Consider the following 14,026-nt stretch of genomic DNA (forward strand, 5'->3'; position numbering starts at 1 on the left):
TTCCATGCCCGAGTCCGTTTCCCCTTCCGTCGTTTCCCCCTCCTCCGCCTCCCCCGCCTCCGTCTCCGTCTCCTCCGCTGCCACGGCTTCCCCGGTGACCTTCCCCACCGGCTTCCTGTGGGGTGCCGCGACCTCCGCGTACCAGATCGAGGGGGCGGTGCGCGAGGGCGGCCGCACCCCCTCGATCTGGGACACCTTCAGCCATACGCCGGGCCGGACGGCGGGCGGGGAGAGCGGTGACATCGCCGTCGACCACTACCACCGCTACCGCGACGACGTGCGGATGATGGCCGACCTGGGCCTGACCGCCTACCGCTTCTCCGTCTCCTGGTCCCGGGTGCAGCCGACGGGCCGGGGCCCGGCGGTCCAGGTGGGCCTGGACTTCTACCGCCGGCTGGTGGACGAGCTGCTCGCGCACGGCATCAAGCCCGCGCTCACGCTCTACCACTGGGACCTGCCGCAGGAGCTGGAGGACGCGGGCGGCTGGCCCGAGCGGGACACCGCCCAGCGGTTCGCCGAGTACGCCCAGATCGTCGGCGAGGCCCTCGGCGACCGCGTGGAGAACTGGATCACCCTCAACGAGCCGTGGTGCAGCGCCTTCCTGGGGTACGGCTCCGGCGTGCACGCCCCCGGCCGCACCGACCCGGTGGCCTCCCTGCGGGCGGCCCACCACCTCAACCTCGCCCACGGCCTGGCCGCCTCGGCCCTGCGCTCGGTCATGCCGGCCCGCAACCAGATCGCGGTCAGCCTCAACTCCGCCGTCGTACGGCCCCTCTCCCCGGACCCGGCCGACCTGGCCGCGGCCCGCCGGATCGACGACCTGGCCAACGGCGTCTTCGACGGGCCGATGCTGCACGGCGCGTACCCCGCCTCGCTGCTGTCCGCGACGTCCTCGCTGACCGACTGGTCGTACGTCCTCGACGGCGACCTCCGCGCGATCAAGGCGCCGCTGGACGCGCTGGGCCTCAACTACTACACCCCGGCGCTGGTCTCCGCCGCCTCCGGCGACCTGGAGGGGCCGCGCGCGGACGGCCACGGCGCCAGCGCGCACTCGCCCTGGCCCGGCGCCGACGACGTACTGTTCCACCAGACCCCGGGCGAGCGCACGGAGATGGGCTGGACGGTCGACCCGACCGGCCTGTACGACCTGATCACCCGCTATGCCCGCCAGGCCCCGGGGCTGCCGCTGTACATCACGGAGAACGGCGCCGCCTACGACGACAAGCCCGGCCCCGACGGACGGGTGCACGACCCCGAGCGCGTCGCCTACCTGCACGCCCATCTCGCCGCGGTCCACCGCGCTCTCGCCGACGGCGCCGACGTGCGCGGCTACTACCTGTGGTCCCTGATGGACAACTTCGAGTGGGCGTACGGCTACGAGAAGCGGTTCGGGGCGGTGTACGTGGACTACGCGACGCTGGAGCGCACCCCGAAGTCGAGCGCGCACTGGTACGCGGAGGCGGCGCGCACGGGGACGCTGCCGGGGACGGACTTCCGGGACTGACCCGGGACCGATCCGGGACCGATCCGGGACCGATCCGGGACCGATCCGGGCCGGGCACCGAAAACCGGCAGCGGTACCGGCACCGGCACCGGCACCGGCACCGGGCATGCGCGAGGTCCTGGTGCCGGGGGGTGGTCGGCGCCAGGACCTCGGGTCGGGCGGCGGGCGGCCGCCGGCCGCCCGCCGTGGACTACTTGAAGGCGGCGAACGCCTTGGAGAACGCGAACGCGCCCTGGGCGATCGAGCTGCACGTCGGGTCGGCGCTCGGCTTGGTGCCGCCCGGGCACTGCTTGTCGCGGGCCGCGGACCACATGGACAGGGCGCCGAGCCCCTTGGACCTGGCGAAGTCCACCAGCTGCGTGGCGTCGTCGGTCCTGAACACCTCGGTGGAGACGTCGTTGACGCCGATCATCGGGGTGACGGCGACGGTCTTCCAGGCGTCCGCGTCGGACAGCCCGAGCACGCCCTTGACCTGGGCCTGGGTGCCGGTCGCGGCCTGGACGGCGTAGTCGCCCATGTCGCCGCTGAACGCCGGGCCGTAGTCCATCGCCATGATGTTGACGGCGCCGACCTTCACGCCGTTGGCCTTGGCGTCGGCCAGCAGGTTCACGCCGTCCTGGGTGAGGCCCTCCGGCATCACCGGGAGGGTGTAGGAGACGTCCAGGCCGGGGTGCTGGGCCTGGAGCTTGGCGATGGCCTGGGCACGGCGGGTGTTGGCCGCGGTGTTGGGCAGCGCGCCGCCCTCGACGTCGAAGTCGACCTTGGTCAGCTTGAAGGCGTCGACGGCCTTGCCGTAGGCCGCGGCGAGCGCGTCCGCCGAGGAGCAGCCGGTGGCCAGCTCGGAACCGGAGGCGCCGCCGAAGGAGACCCGGACGTCACCGCCCTTGGCGCGCAGGGCGCCGATCTGCGCGGCCACACCGTCGGCGGTCAGGTCCGTCACGCCGCCCCACTTGGGGGTGCAGCCGCCGCCGTCGGTGACGAAGGCGAGGTTGAAGTTCTTCACGCCGGTGGCGTCGGCGGCGCCGAGGAGGTCGAAGGCCGGGTAGAGCGAGGTGTCGACGTAGGGGGCGAAGCCGGCGGAGGCGGTGGTGCCGCTCCCGGCGCCGCCCGTGCCGGTGCTCGAGGTGGGGGCGGGGGCCGTGCTCTGCGTGGGGGCCGGTGACGGGGCGGTGGTCGGGCGGCCGCTCGGCTCGGGGGTGGATCCGCCCTCCGCCGAACACTGCTGGCCGTCGACGCGGCAGCCGGTGGGGTCGCCGCTGCCGTCGACCACGAAGCCGAGGGTGACCGACCGGCCCGGGGCCAGACCGTCCGTGTCCCACTTGGCGGGGCGCACGGTGACGTGGCGACCGCTGACGTCGGCCTCGCCGTTCCACAGCGAGCCGAGCCTGGCGCCCTGGGGCAGGTCGAACTCCAGCGACCAGGCCTTCTCCGTCCCGGTGCTGTTGTTGGTGACGACGTACTGCGCGGTGTAGCCCGTCTGCCAGTCGCTGGTCTTCGTGTACGCGGCGTTCACCCCGGCCGCGTTCGCGGTGCCGGCCAGCAGGACCGCTCCGCCGCCGACCACGGCCGCGGCGACCGCGCCACCGATCGCCTTGTTCCGTCCACTGATCCTGCGCCGGTGCGTGCTCATGCGCGTCCTGCCTTCGCTGTCCACGGGGGGTGGGGTGTGGCAGCACGCTAGCGAGCCGGATTCGGACAAATGACCTACGGAACGGGATCGTCCGGGTTCTTAGGGTGCGCTTAAGGATGGGATCGGGGACGGTTAAACCCCGGGACCGGAATCTCCCGGCTCGCCCGGCCCGTCTAGCTCTCGGGCGGCTCGGACTTCCCCGGCCGCACGCGCTCCGCGGCCTCCCCCGTGTGCCCCCGCTTCCCCGCGCGCACCGGCGTCCCCGCCCGCACCGGCTTCCACGGTCTCCCGGGCCGGCGCCGCCGGGCGGTGCCCCGCGGTCCGCGTCCCGCCGGTCCGGCCCCGTCGAGCTGGAACCAGATCCGCACCTCGGTGCCGCCCAGCACCGAGGAGCCGATCCGGACGTCCCCGCCGGTGGACTCGGCGAGGCGGCGCACGATGTCGAGCCCGAGGCCCGTCGAGCCCGCGCTGCCCGAACCCCGGCCGCGGGCCATCGCCGCCCCGGGGTCGGATATGCCGGGGCCCGCGTCCGAGACCAGGACGATCACGGCCTCCTCGCTGTCGTGCACGTCGACCGCGAAGGCGGTGCCCTCGGCGGTGTGCCGGAAGACGTTGCCGAGCAGTGCGTCGAGGGCGGCGGCCAGTTCGGCGCGGGCCACGGGGATCCGCACCGGGCGCTCCACCCCGGCCACCCGCCACTTGCGGCCCTCGTCCTCGGCGAGCGCCGACCAGAACTCCATGCGCTCGCGGATCACCTCGGCCGCGTCGCAGCCGGCCGCCGGCCCGGACGCGCCGGTCTGCGGTTTGGCCTCGCGGGCCGTGCGGATGATGGTGTCGACCTCCCGCTCCAGCTGGGCGACGGCGGCCCGGGTCTGTTCGGCGGCCGGTCCCGCGCCCAGGGAGGCGGTGTTCAGCCGGAGCACGGTGAGCGGGGTGCGCAGCCGGTGCGAGAGGTCGGCGGCCAGTTCCCGCTCGTTGGCGAGGAGCTGGACGACCTGGTCGGCCATGGAGTTGAAGGCGACGGCGGCGAGCCTGAGTTCGGTCGGGCCGTCCTCGGGCACACGGGCGCCGAGCTTGCCCTCGCCCAGTTCGTGCGCCCCCGCCACCAGCCGGCGGGCGGGCCGCACCATGCGCACCCCGAGCCGGTCGGCGACGGCGACCGAGCCGGCGATCAGCGCGAGGCCGACGGCCCCGAGCACCGCCCAGGCCGTACCGACGCCGTTGCTCATCTCCGACTCGGGCACGTACACCTCGACGACCGCGATCGCTCCGGAGCCCAGGGCGACCGGCTGGAGCAGCGCGGAGCCGCCGGCGACGGACGCGGTGGAGGCCCGGCCCATGTTCCGTACGGCCTGGATGTCCCGGGCCGTGGCGCGCTGCCGTCCGAGGTCGAGCGCGGCGCGGCCGCCGTCGGCGGGCAGGTGCACCGCCATCCCCGTCGCGGCGCCGCCGCTTCCGGCACCGGTCGCGGGGCCGGCGCCCGCGGAGGCCACCACCCTCTCTAGCTCGTCCCGGTCGGTGGTGATGGACAGCGCCGGGGCGACGGCCGCGGCCTCGCGCTCGGCGTTGGAGAACGCGCGGTCGCGGGCCATCTCCTGGACGACGAGTCCGAGCGGGACGGCGAAGGCGACCACGACCATCGTGGTGACCGCCAGGCACACCTTGACCAGGGCCCATCTCATCGCGCCGGCTCCCCTGCCGCCGGCGGCTCCAGCTTCACCCCGACCCCGCGCAGGGTGTGCACATAGCGCGGCCGGGCCGCGGTCTCGCCCAGTTTCCGGCGCAGCCAGGAGAGATGGACGTCGATCGTCTGGTCGTCGCCGTAGGACTGCTGCCAGACCTCGGCGAGCAGTTCCCTGCGCGGGACGACGACACCGGGGCGGCAGGCGAGATAGGCGAGGAGGTCGAACTCCCGGCGGGTCAGATCCAGCCGTCTGCCGTCGAGTTCGGCCTGCCGGCGCGTCGGGTCGACGCTGAGCCCGCCGACGCGGAGCACCGGCGAGGAGGCGGTCTCCCCGCCGCCGGGGCGGGCCCTGCGCAGCACGGCGGCGATGCGCGCGGACAGGTGCTCGACCGAGAACGGTTTCGTGAGGTAGTCGTCCGCGCCGGCGTTGAGCAGCCGCACGATCTCGCTCTCGTCGTCCCGGGCGGTGGCGATGATGACCGGCACGTCGGTCACACCGCGCAGCATCTTCAGGGCCTCGGAGCCGTCCAGGTCCGGCAGTCCGAGGTCCAGGATGACCACGTCGAAGCGCAGATGGGCGACCTCGCGCAGCGCCTCCAGCGCCGTACCGACGCTGCGCACGGCGTGCGAGGCCTCGGTCAGATGCCGGATGAGGGCCGAGCGTACGAACTGGTCGTCCTCGACCACGAGAACACGTGCCATGCGCCGCAACCTACGCCATCCGCACCGCCCCGGTGTGGGCCTGTGGACAACTCTCTGTGGATAACTCCGGTCCCCTGCACCGGTTGTGACGGCTGAGGCAGGATGGTCGGCGATGCGCAGAGGACTCGTACACGTAATGGCGTGGCTGCTCTCCACGGGGGTGGCGGTCACGCTGTCCTGGTGGGGTGTGCACTCGGTGATGGCGGGCACGGCGTACGACCCGCCGCGCGCCCTGCCGATCACGGCGGCCGACGCGGCCCGGCGGCCCGCGACCCCGCCGCCGCCTCCCCCGGCCGCCGCTCGCCCCTCCTCGTCCCCGTCGCCGGGGAAGCCGCGGACGAGCCCGCCGGCCGGGGCCACGGCCCCCGCGCCCTCCCGCACCCCGGCGGCGCGCTCCGGCACGCCCTCCCCGCCGACCGCTCCCGCCGCGTCCTCCGCCGCCGGCGGTCAGGTCAAGGCGTACGACACCGGTGGCGGGCGGGCGGTCTTCGACCTGGGCACCGCCGACGCGACGCTCGTCTCGGCGACGCCGGGCACCGGCTGGTCGATGCAGGTGTGGAAGACGTCGACGTGGATCCGGGTGGAGTTCAGCAGGAGCACGGACCGGGTGACGGTCTTCTGCACCTGGAACGACGGGCCGCCGAGCGTCCAGGTGATCAATTACTGACGCCGCGCGGGCCCCCGGGCCGCGCGGGGACTAGCGGCTGGGCGCCAGCCGGTGGGCGAGGGCGTGGGCGGAGGCGCTCGTGAGGCCCGCGGCGGAGGCCCCGGAGATCTCGATACGGCCGCCGGGGATCGAGGTGCTCACGTACGGCAGGCCCCAGAGCTCGCCGTCCACGACGATGGCGAACTCGTTGCGGGGGGCGGGCGCCCGCGCGATCGAGCCGGTGAGAGCGGCGAAGCGGGTCCGGTCGGCGGAACTGAGGGTGACCTGCACCGTCCAGTGCTGTTCGGAGGCGGGTTTCGAGGCCTTCGCGGAGGTGACGTGGACGTCGGTCATGCCGGCGGCCCGGTCGGTACGGACGCAGATCGGCGGCTGGGGCGCGGGCGAGCGCACGGTGTAGCCGCCGCTGCCGGGGCTGCACGCGTGCTCCACGGACGAGGCGACCGGCAGCACGGAGAGAGGCACCCCCAGCCCGGGGCCGTCCCCGGCGGCGGGCCCGACCACCTGCGCGCGCAGGGCCGGCCCGTCCGCGACGGCCACCCACCCGACGGCGAGCACGGCGGCCGCGGCCGCACCGGCCCCGGCGCGGGCCAGCCGCTGCCGCCGCCGCGCGATCCGCAGCGCGCCGTCGACCACGCCGGCCAGACGCGCCCCGGTGTCTCCGCCGTTCTCCTCCACGTGGGCGTGCAGGGCCTCGCGCAGCAACGTCTCGTGCAGCGTGTGTCCGGTCGAGTCGTTCATGCGACGGTGCCCCTTCCGGAGACGGTGGAGGGAGAGATCGGCTGCCCTGCCTCGGCCAGGGTGGCGCGCAGGGAGGCGAGGGCCTTGTGGGTCTGGCTGCGGACCGTGCCCTGGGCGACGCCCAGGATCGTGGCGATCTCGCTGTCCGGCCGGTCCTCGAAGTAGCGCAGCACGATCACCGCGCGCTGGCGCCTGGGCAGCCGCCGCAGCGCGGCCATGACGGCCTGCCGCTGGACCACGGTGTCGGCCAGGTCGGCGGCCTGCCCGGACGGCCGGTCCGGCAGGGTGTCCGTGACCGTCTCCCGCCCCCAGCTCAGCAGCCGGAAGCGGTCCACCTGGGCGTGGTAGAGCGCCTTGCGGACATAGATCTCCGGCTGCTCGCGGTCGCGCAGTTTCGACCAGCGCCGGGCGGTGGAGGCGAGCGCGGTCTGGAGCAGGTCCCGGCCCTTCTCCCAGTCCCCGGTCAGCAGGTAGGCCGTGTGCAGCAGCGATCTCGACCGGGCCGCCACGAACTCGGTGAACTGGCGTTCCTCGTCGGCATTCAATACGCCCTCCCTCATTCCCCCGTGAAGACGGGTGCGGGAGGCGGTTCGACTGCCCCGCCGGCCGGACTTTCTCGACCACGCCGGCGCGAGGGCTCCTGGGGAAACCTGAGGGGCCCCTGGGAGGGCGTCCTCTCAGCGGAACACCGAGGGGGGCGGGGCCGGGGAGGCCACCGCCGCCGCGTCCGTGACGGGGGCGGCGCCACCGGTGAAGTCGGTGAGCGGGCGGCCGTGTTCGACCCGGCCGGGGTGCGGGTCGGAAGCGGCGCGGCGGGTGAGCTCGGCGAACGGCAGCGGGGCGTCGGAGGCGACCAGGATCGCGTTGCCGAACCGCTTGCCGCGCAGGACCGCCGCGTCGGCGATCAGCGCGAGTTCCGCGAACCGGGCGGCCGCGGTGGCGATCTGGCCGCGCAGGTGGGCGAGCGGCGGGCCGTCGGCGAGGTTCGCGACGTAGACACCGGACGGCTTCAGGGCCCGGCGCACCTCGTCCAGGAACTCGGTGGAGGTGAGATGGGCGGGGGTGCGGGCGCCGCTGAAGACGTCGGCGACGATCAGGTCGGACCAGCCGTCCGGCGTCCTGGCGAGTCCCTCGCGGGCGTCGGCGGAGCGCACCCGTATCCGGGCGTTCGGATCCAGCGGCAGTTCGCGGCGGACGAGTTGGACGAGGGCGCCGTCCCGCTCGACGACCTGCTGGGTGGAGCGCGGCCGGGTGGCCGCGACGTACCGGGCCAGGGTGAGGGCGCCGCCGCCGAGGTGGACGGCGTGCACCGGCTTGCCGGGCGGGGCGGCGAGGTCGATGACGTGGCCGATGCGGCGCTGGTACTCGAAGGAGAGATGGGCGGGGTCGTCGAGGTCGACGTGCGACTGGGGCGCGCCGTCGATGAGCAGCGTCCAGGCCCGGGAGCGGTCGGGGTCCGGTATGAGCTGCGCGAGCCCGCCGTCGACCGCTTCCACCACTGCCTCGACGGCGGCCGGCCCGCGCCGGCTGTTCCTGGACCTGCCCATCCGTCCATTCTCGCAGGCGCCCCGGACCCGCGCCGTACGGCCGGCGCCGGGGCGCGCTCAGCGGCGGCTGTCCGCCGCCTCGATCAGCCGGGCCGCCTCGCCGAGGGCGCGGCGCAGCACCACCGGGTCGGTGGCGAGGTCGGCCTCGCCGGGCGGCACCAGCCAGTCCGAGCCCTCCACCGGGGGCTCGGGGGCGAGCCTGAGCCCGCGTCCGTCGGTCTCCGTGCAGGTGCTGCCCGGCACGTCCCAGCGGGCCGCCGTCCCCGCCGGGACGAGGAAGCCGAGGGTGTCGCAGCCGTCGTCGTGCAGGACGGGGCCCACCGCCTCCCCCGGGCCGCGGCGCAGGATGTCGACCGCCTCCAGGCCCTGCCGGGCCGGCACGGTCACGAGGTCGCACACCTCGTCGTCCGGCGCCGCCGACGACGGCACCGTACAAGGATCGTTGCTCTGGCTGGTCTCCATGCCGGCCTCCACCGCGCCGCCTGTTGCAGTCCATGACGTACAACGCGCCACGGCGTCAACGGCTACGGCACAAGTCAGCCGCAAAGGATGGCAGTTCATGGCGGATCGTGGATGAGATATCCCTTTTGTAGCCAAACACCGCGTGGTGGGTCCGGCACACCGGGTACGTTCTAGCCCGCCGGAACCAGGGTGTCACTCGGACAACTCAGCCCAGATCCACCCCGGATCCGGCATGGTTCGACGGTTCGCACGAGAGGACCGGCCATGGCGTCGTCCACACAGACCGCGTCACAGCCCGAACGGCCGCAACGGCCCAACCTCGCCTTCCGGCAGCTGCGCGGCCGGCGCTCACCGGCCGAGTTCGCCGCGCTGGTACGGCGTGCCGCTCGCGAGATCGGCGAGCGGGTGAGCTGTGACGCGCGCTACGTCGGCAGGGTCGAGGCGGGTGAGATCCGCTGCCCCAACTACGCGTACGAGCGGGTGTTCCTGCACATGTTCCCCGGCCGCACACTCACCGATCTCGGCTTCGCGCCGCGCTCGTCCGTACGCGGACGCGGGGCGCGCACGACCCCGGACGCGCTCCCGGCGCACGCCCTGGGTGAGACGCGGGGCGGTGGTTCTCCGTACGACCGGGAGGAGCGGTCGCACGATCCGTGCCACCGGCGTGAACCGCAGGACCCGCTGGACCGGCAGGACCCGTACGGCCCGGACGGGCCGTACCAGAACGACCACCTGGACCACGAGGAGAGCGACGTGCTGCGTCGCGCATTCATGACCGGCGGCGGCGCCACGATGGCCGCCGCCACACTGGGCCCGCTGGGGCTCGCCAAGGACACCGCCGGCGCGCGGGCGGCGGTCCCGTCGCCCCGCCGCGCCGGGACCTCCGAGGCCATCGCCCTGGAGGACGCCGTCCGCCGCATCAGAGTGCTCGACGACCGGCACGGCGCGGACGGGCTCTACCGGCGTGCCGCCGCACCGCTGCGTGCCGCCTACGCGCTCCTGGACGCGGGCGCGACCCGGCAGGCGACCGCCGACCGGCTGCACTCCGGCGCCGGTGAACTGGCCATCTCGGTGGGCTGGCTGGCGCACGACTCCGGCCGCTTCGACGACGCCCGCTCGCACTACGCGGAGGCGCTGGCCACCGCGCGGATGAACGGCGACGCGGCGCTGGAGGCGCACGCCTTCTGCAACACGGCGTTCCTCGCCCGGGACGCCGGGCGCCCCCGGGAGGCGGTGCGGGCCGCGCAGGCCGCGCAGCGCGCAGCCGGTCCGCTGGGCTCGCCGCGCCTGCTGTCGCTCCTCGCGCTGCGCGAGGCGGGCGGCTGGGCGGGGCTCGCCGACCGCACCGGCTGCGAGCGGGCGCTGGCGCGGGCGCAGGCGATGTTCGGGCGGGGGCGGTCCGAGGCGGATCCGGAGTGGATGAGTTTCTACGGCGAGGCCGAGCTGGAGGGGCTGGAGGCGCAGTGCTGGTCCACGCTGGGCGACTGGCGGCGGGCCGCCCGGCATGCGGGGCGGGCGGCGCATCTGCAGGATCCGCACTTCTCCCGGAACATCGCGCTGTACACCGCCGAGCTGGCGGACGATCTCGCGCGGGACGGGCGGCCGGACGAGGCGGCGTCCGCGGGGGTGCGGGTGCTCGGGCTGCTCGCGGAGGTGCAGTCGTCGCGGATCCAGACGATGTTGGCGGGGACGGCGCGGGTGCTGTTGCCGCATCGGCGGGCGTCGGGGGTTTCGGACTTCCTGGACCGGCATAAGGCGTTGCCGCGGCGGGGGTAGGGGGCGGGGCCGGCTTTCGGGTGCGGATTCGGGTGCGGGTGCGTTGTGGCTGGTCGCGCAGTTCCCCGCGCCCCTGGGTGGGGGCGGGCGGCGTCGGCTGGAGGGCTCGGTTGCCTGGGGCGGGGGCTTCGGGTGCGGGTGTGTTGTGGCTGGTCGCGCAGTTCCCCGCGCCCCTGAGTCGGGACGGGCGGCGTCGGCTGGAGGGCTCGGTCGGGCGGGGCTTCGGGTGCGGGTTGTGGTTGGTCGCGCAGTTCCTCGCGCCCCTGGGTGGGGACGGTGAGCGGTTGTCTGAGGGTTTCGTCGGGCCCTGGGGTGGGCGGTTCAGGGGGTGAGGTGGCCCGTGTCGTTCCAGGATTCGAGGGCGGGGGCGTCGTAGGCCCAGCCGAGGACCGACAGGGAGGTCGGGTTCAGGCGGATGCGGGCCGCGAAGTCCAGCGGCAGGCCCAGCCAGCGCGCGCCGATGGAGCGCAGGATGTGCCCGTGGGCGAAGACCAGGACGTCGCGGTCGGCGGAACGGGCCCAGGAGACGACCTCGTCCGCGCGCGCGGTGACCTCCGCGAGGCTCTCGCCGCCGGGGACGCCGTCCCGCCAGATCAGCCAGTCGGGCCGGTCGGCCTTGATCTCCGCCGGCGTCAGGCCCTCGTACGCGCCGTAGTCCCACTCCATCAGCGCGTCCCAGTTCTCCGCCCGCTCGCCGAACCCGGCCAGCTCGCACGTCTCCCGCGCGCGTACCAGCGGGCTGCTCCGCACCTCCGCCGCCGGCAGCCCGTCCAGCGGACCGCGGTGCAGCCGCTCGCCGAGCAGCTTGGCCCCCTGCCGGCCCTCCTCCAGGAGCGGTATGTCCGTCCTGCCGGTGTGCTTGCCGGACAGCGACCATTCGGTCTGTCCGTGCCGGGCCAGCAGGATGCGCGGTGCCATGAGAGACCTTTCCACGGGAAGGATGAGCGGAAGAGGGACGGGGGAGGAACAGGGGGACACAGGAGGCCTGGTCCCTCCATCATCGCTCAGCCGGAAACGAACGTCCGGGACGGGGCAACCCGCCGGACGCTCTCCGCGTCTTTGAGTGCTGGAGCCCATACGGACGGCGACCGGGACACCGTAAAGTGACGGTCGCCCGGCAGGGCGCACACGGCGGAACCAGAAGGGGGAGGGCGATCGAATGGCGCAGAACGAGACACCGGGCACCGAGGTGGCCCCAGGCCCCCGGCTGCGCTGGTGGACCGAACTGCCGCTGATACTGCTCGTCTACGGCTGCTACACCGCAGGCCGCCTCCTCGCCCGCGGGAACATCGCCGACGCCGTCGACCACGGCCTCGCCATCCTGCACGTCGAGAAGGCCCTGCACCTCAACGCCGAGCACCCGCTCAACCGCCTGTTCACGCGCGTGCCGTGGCTCGGTGTGCCGGCCGACTTCTGGTACGCCTCGCTGCACTACCTGGTCACGCCCGCGATCCTGGTCTGGCTGTTCCGGACCGGCGCCGGGCACTACCGGGCGGCCCGCACCTGGCTGATGTCGTCCACGTTCGTCGGCCTCATCGGTTTCACCCTGCTGCCCACCTGCCCGCCCCGGCTGCTCTCCCCCGACAACGGCTTCGTGGACACGATGGCCCACTTCAGCTCGTACGGCTGGTGGGGCGGCGAGGCCAGCGCCCCGCGCGGCATGGGCGGCATGACCAACCAGTACGCGGCGATGCCGAGCCTGCACGTCGGCTGGGCCCTGTGGTGCGGGGTCATGCTGTGGCGGCACGGCGGGACGCGCCTGGCGAAGGCGCTCGGCGTCCTGTACCCGCTGCTGACCGCGATCGTCGTCATGGGCACGGCCAACCACTACTTCCTGGACGCCGTCGCGGGCGTCGCGGTGATGGGCGTGGGGCTGCTGATCGCGCCGCGTCTGACGCGTGCGACGGATCTGCTGCGGGCCCGTCTGCGCCCCCGTACCGCCACGATCGCGGCGGCCGGAGGGCCGGTTGCCGCCCCGGTTGTCAGTGGCGGATGCCAGACTTCCGCGGGTGAGCGAATTCCACGGCAGCGCGAGTCCCGGCCCGGCGTCGCAGCCGAACCGGACGCCTCCCCCAGCGACGCGGGCGAAGGCGCTCCGGCACCGGCTCGCTGAGCTGCGCGGTCCCGACGTACCGGCCAAGGCCCTGGACGCGCGCGCCCTCGCGGCGCTCGCGGCCAACCCGGGCTGCAGCCGGCGGGCGATCCTGGACGGCGCCGGGGTGGACAAGGCGGCGCTGGCCGGCGCGCTCGGCGCGCCGTCGGGCTTCGGTCAGTCGCAGTTCGCCCTGACCCGGGGCAACGCGTTCGAGGCGCGGGTGAAGGCGGACGGCGGCGCGGAACTGCTGCGCCTCGCGCACTCCCGGCTGGACCCCGGCGCCGAGCCGCCCACCGGGGCCGCGGCCGTGCCCGACCTGAGCGCGCCGGGTCCCGAGGGGCGTACGGCCCGTACGGAGCTGGCGCTGCGCGAGGCCGCGGCCGGCGGCGGCTGGACGCTGCTGGACCACCCCATGCTCGCGCTCGACGTGGCCGGATCGCCCGCGTTCCTCGAACCGGACGCGGTCGTGGTGCACCCCGGCGGCACCTGGACGGTCGTGGAGATCAAGTCGTTCCCGATGCTGGACGGGGCGGCGGACCCGTCGAAGGTGGGCGCGGCCGCCCGGCAGGCGGCGGTGTACGTGCTGGCCCTGGAGCAGGTGGCGGCCCGCCTCGATCCGGCCCCCCGGGTCGGCCATCAGGTGCTGCTGGTGTGCCCGAAGGACTTCTCCAACATGGCCACCGCCTCCGTGGTCGACGTGCGCAAGCAGCGCGCGGTCACGGCCCGGCAGCTGGCCCGGCTCACCCGGGTCGAGGAGATCGCCGACGCGCTGCCCGAGGGCGTCTGCTTCGCGCCGGACCGGCCGGCCGAGGAGCTGACGGCCGCCGTCGGGGCGGTGCCCGCGGCCTACGCTCCGGAGTGCCTGTCGGCCTGCGAACTGGCCTTCCACTGCCGGGAACGCTCCCGCGCCGCCGACACCGTGACCCGGCTGGGCCGGCCGCTGCGCGCCGAGCTGGGCGGCCTGGCCACGGTCGGCGACGTCCTCGCGGCGGCCCGGGGCGAGAGCGGCGACCCGGACGATCCGGCGGTGGCCGCGCTGCGCCGCGCCGCCGCCCTGCGCGCCGAGGCGCTGCGGGTCGTCCGCCCGCGCACCGAGCCCCTCCCGGAGGCGACCCCGTGCCGCTGACCACCGCCCCGGTCCGCCCTGCGCACGCCGGAGCCACCGGCAACGGCCCCCGCACGCGTGCCGGTCACCGCCCGGCCGCCGGGCACCTCCCTCCC

At 74.8% G+C, this 14,026-nt stretch carries 13 protein-coding genes; 5 read left to right on the forward strand and 8 right to left on the reverse strand.

From position 1 onward, the window contains the following. Positions 1-4 precede the first annotated feature (4 nt). Complete coding sequence (locus ACIPRD_RS27335; RefSeq protein ID WP_401566792.1) at positions 5-1,504, forward strand: GH1 family beta-glucosidase; 1,500 nt, start codon at positions 5-7, stop codon at positions 1,502-1,504. Positions 1,505-1,694: 190 nt separating this feature from the next. Here ACIPRD_RS27335 and ACIPRD_RS27340 read toward each other — a convergent pair whose 3' ends face one another. From ACIPRD_RS27340 to ACIPRD_RS27350, 3 genes are all read right to left on the reverse strand, one after another. Further along, complete coding sequence (locus ACIPRD_RS27340) at positions 1,695-3,134, reverse strand: cellulose binding domain-containing protein (protein WP_401566794.1); 1,440 nt, start codon at positions 3,132-3,134, stop codon at positions 1,695-1,697. A gap of 173 nt (positions 3,135-3,307) precedes the next feature. Beyond that, positions 3,308-4,816: a sensor histidine kinase gene (locus ACIPRD_RS27345; protein ID WP_401566795.1), complete on the reverse strand. Its 1,509-nt coding sequence runs from the start codon at positions 4,814-4,816 to the stop codon at positions 3,308-3,310. Further along, complete coding sequence (locus ACIPRD_RS27350) at positions 4,813-5,520, reverse strand: response regulator transcription factor (protein WP_356396915.1); 708 nt, start codon at positions 5,518-5,520, stop codon at positions 4,813-4,815. Before ACIPRD_RS27350 ends, ACIPRD_RS27345 begins: the two co-directional genes overlap by 4 nt. A gap of 112 nt (positions 5,521-5,632) precedes the next feature. On the opposite strand from ACIPRD_RS27350, the gene ACIPRD_RS27355 reads away from it, so the two are divergent. After that, on the forward strand, positions 5,633-6,187 hold the full coding sequence (locus ACIPRD_RS27355; RefSeq protein ID WP_401566798.1) for a hypothetical protein: 555 nt from the start codon (positions 5,633-5,635) through the stop codon (positions 6,185-6,187). A 30-nt stretch (positions 6,188-6,217) separates the two neighbouring features. Here the strand turns inward: ACIPRD_RS27355 and ACIPRD_RS27360 are convergent, their stop codons facing one another. From ACIPRD_RS27360 to ACIPRD_RS27375, 4 genes are all read right to left on the reverse strand, one after another. Further along, positions 6,218-6,925 (reverse strand): SecDF P1 head subdomain-containing protein, encoded by a 708-nt coding sequence (locus ACIPRD_RS27360; protein ID WP_401566801.1) that lies wholly within the window; start codon positions 6,923-6,925, stop codon positions 6,218-6,220. Further along, positions 6,922-7,470: a SigE family RNA polymerase sigma factor gene (locus ACIPRD_RS27365; RefSeq protein ID WP_356396906.1), complete on the reverse strand. Its 549-nt coding sequence runs from the start codon at positions 7,468-7,470 to the stop codon at positions 6,922-6,924. Before ACIPRD_RS27365 ends, ACIPRD_RS27360 begins: the two co-directional genes overlap by 4 nt. Positions 7,471-7,602: 132 nt before the next feature. Further along, positions 7,603-8,472 carry a fused MFS/spermidine synthase gene (locus ACIPRD_RS27370; protein WP_356396903.1) on the reverse strand — a complete coding sequence of 290 codons (870 nt, stop codon included), beginning with the start codon at positions 8,470-8,472 and terminating at the stop codon, positions 7,603-7,605. 57 nt (positions 8,473-8,529) lie between these two features. After that, on the reverse strand, positions 8,530-8,934 hold the full coding sequence (locus tag ACIPRD_RS27375) for a hypothetical protein (RefSeq protein ID WP_356396900.1): 405 nt from the start codon (positions 8,932-8,934) through the stop codon (positions 8,530-8,532). A gap of 264 nt (positions 8,935-9,198) precedes the next feature. Between ACIPRD_RS27375 and ACIPRD_RS27380 the strand changes: the two genes are divergently transcribed. Beyond that, on the forward strand, positions 9,199-10,710 hold the full coding sequence (locus tag ACIPRD_RS27380; RefSeq protein ID WP_401566806.1) for a hypothetical protein: 1,512 nt from the start codon (positions 9,199-9,201) through the stop codon (positions 10,708-10,710). 321 nt (positions 10,711-11,031) lie between these two features. On the opposite strand, the gene ACIPRD_RS27385 is transcribed toward ACIPRD_RS27380, so the two are convergent. Further along, positions 11,032-11,628 carry a histidine phosphatase family protein gene (locus tag ACIPRD_RS27385; protein ID WP_356396895.1) on the reverse strand — a complete coding sequence of 199 codons (597 nt, stop codon included), beginning with the start codon at positions 11,626-11,628 and terminating at the stop codon, positions 11,032-11,034. 241 nt (positions 11,629-11,869) lie between these two features. On the opposite strand from ACIPRD_RS27385, the gene ACIPRD_RS27390 reads away from it, so the two are divergent. Together ACIPRD_RS27390 and ACIPRD_RS27395 are read left to right on the forward strand one after the other, a co-directional pair. After that, positions 11,870-12,823, forward strand: a complete 954-nt coding sequence (locus tag ACIPRD_RS27390) for a phosphatase PAP2 family protein (RefSeq protein ID WP_356396892.1) — start codon at positions 11,870-11,872, stop codon at positions 12,821-12,823. Continuing rightward, entirely contained in the window at positions 12,720-13,931 is a 1,212-nt protein-coding gene (locus ACIPRD_RS27395) for a hypothetical protein (RefSeq protein WP_401566809.1), read from the forward strand. The genes ACIPRD_RS27390 and ACIPRD_RS27395 overlap by 104 nt, the downstream gene beginning before the upstream one ends. Positions 13,932-14,026 lie beyond the last annotated feature (95 nt).

The sequence above is a fragment of the Streptomyces sp. NPDC090108 genome, assembly GCF_044747185.1.
Classification (GTDB): Bacteria; Actinomycetota; Actinomycetes; order Streptomycetales; family Streptomycetaceae; genus Streptomyces.

Coding starts and splice junctions, on each gene's coding strand:
- ACIPRD_RS27335 (WP_401566792.1), top strand. CDS start 5: ATGCCCGAGTCCGTTTCCCCTTCCGTCGTTTCCCCCTCCTCCGCCTCC.
- ACIPRD_RS27340 (WP_401566794.1), bottom strand. CDS start 3,134: ATGAGCACGCACCGGCGCAGGATCAGTGGACGGAACAAGGCGATCGGT.
- ACIPRD_RS27345 (WP_401566795.1), bottom strand. CDS start 4,816: ATGAGATGGGCCCTGGTCAAGGTGTGCCTGGCGGTCACCACGATGGTC.
- ACIPRD_RS27350 (WP_356396915.1), bottom strand. CDS start 5,520: ATGGCACGTGTTCTCGTGGTCGAGGACGACCAGTTCGTACGCTCGGCC.
- ACIPRD_RS27355 (WP_401566798.1), top strand. CDS start 5,633: ATGCGCAGAGGACTCGTACACGTAATGGCGTGGCTGCTCTCCACGGGG.
- ACIPRD_RS27360 (WP_401566801.1), bottom strand. CDS start 6,925: ATGAACGACTCGACCGGACACACGCTGCACGAGACGTTGCTGCGCGAG.
- ACIPRD_RS27370 (WP_356396903.1), bottom strand. CDS start 8,472: ATGGGCAGGTCCAGGAACAGCCGGCGCGGGCCGGCCGCCGTCGAGGCA.
- ACIPRD_RS27375 (WP_356396900.1), bottom strand. CDS start 8,934: ATGGAGACCAGCCAGAGCAACGATCCTTGTACGGTGCCGTCGTCGGCG.
- ACIPRD_RS27380 (WP_401566806.1), top strand. CDS start 9,199: ATGGCGTCGTCCACACAGACCGCGTCACAGCCCGAACGGCCGCAACGG.
- ACIPRD_RS27385 (WP_356396895.1), bottom strand. CDS start 11,628: ATGGCACCGCGCATCCTGCTGGCCCGGCACGGACAGACCGAATGGTCG.
- ACIPRD_RS27390 (WP_356396892.1), top strand. CDS start 11,870: ATGGCGCAGAACGAGACACCGGGCACCGAGGTGGCCCCAGGCCCCCGG.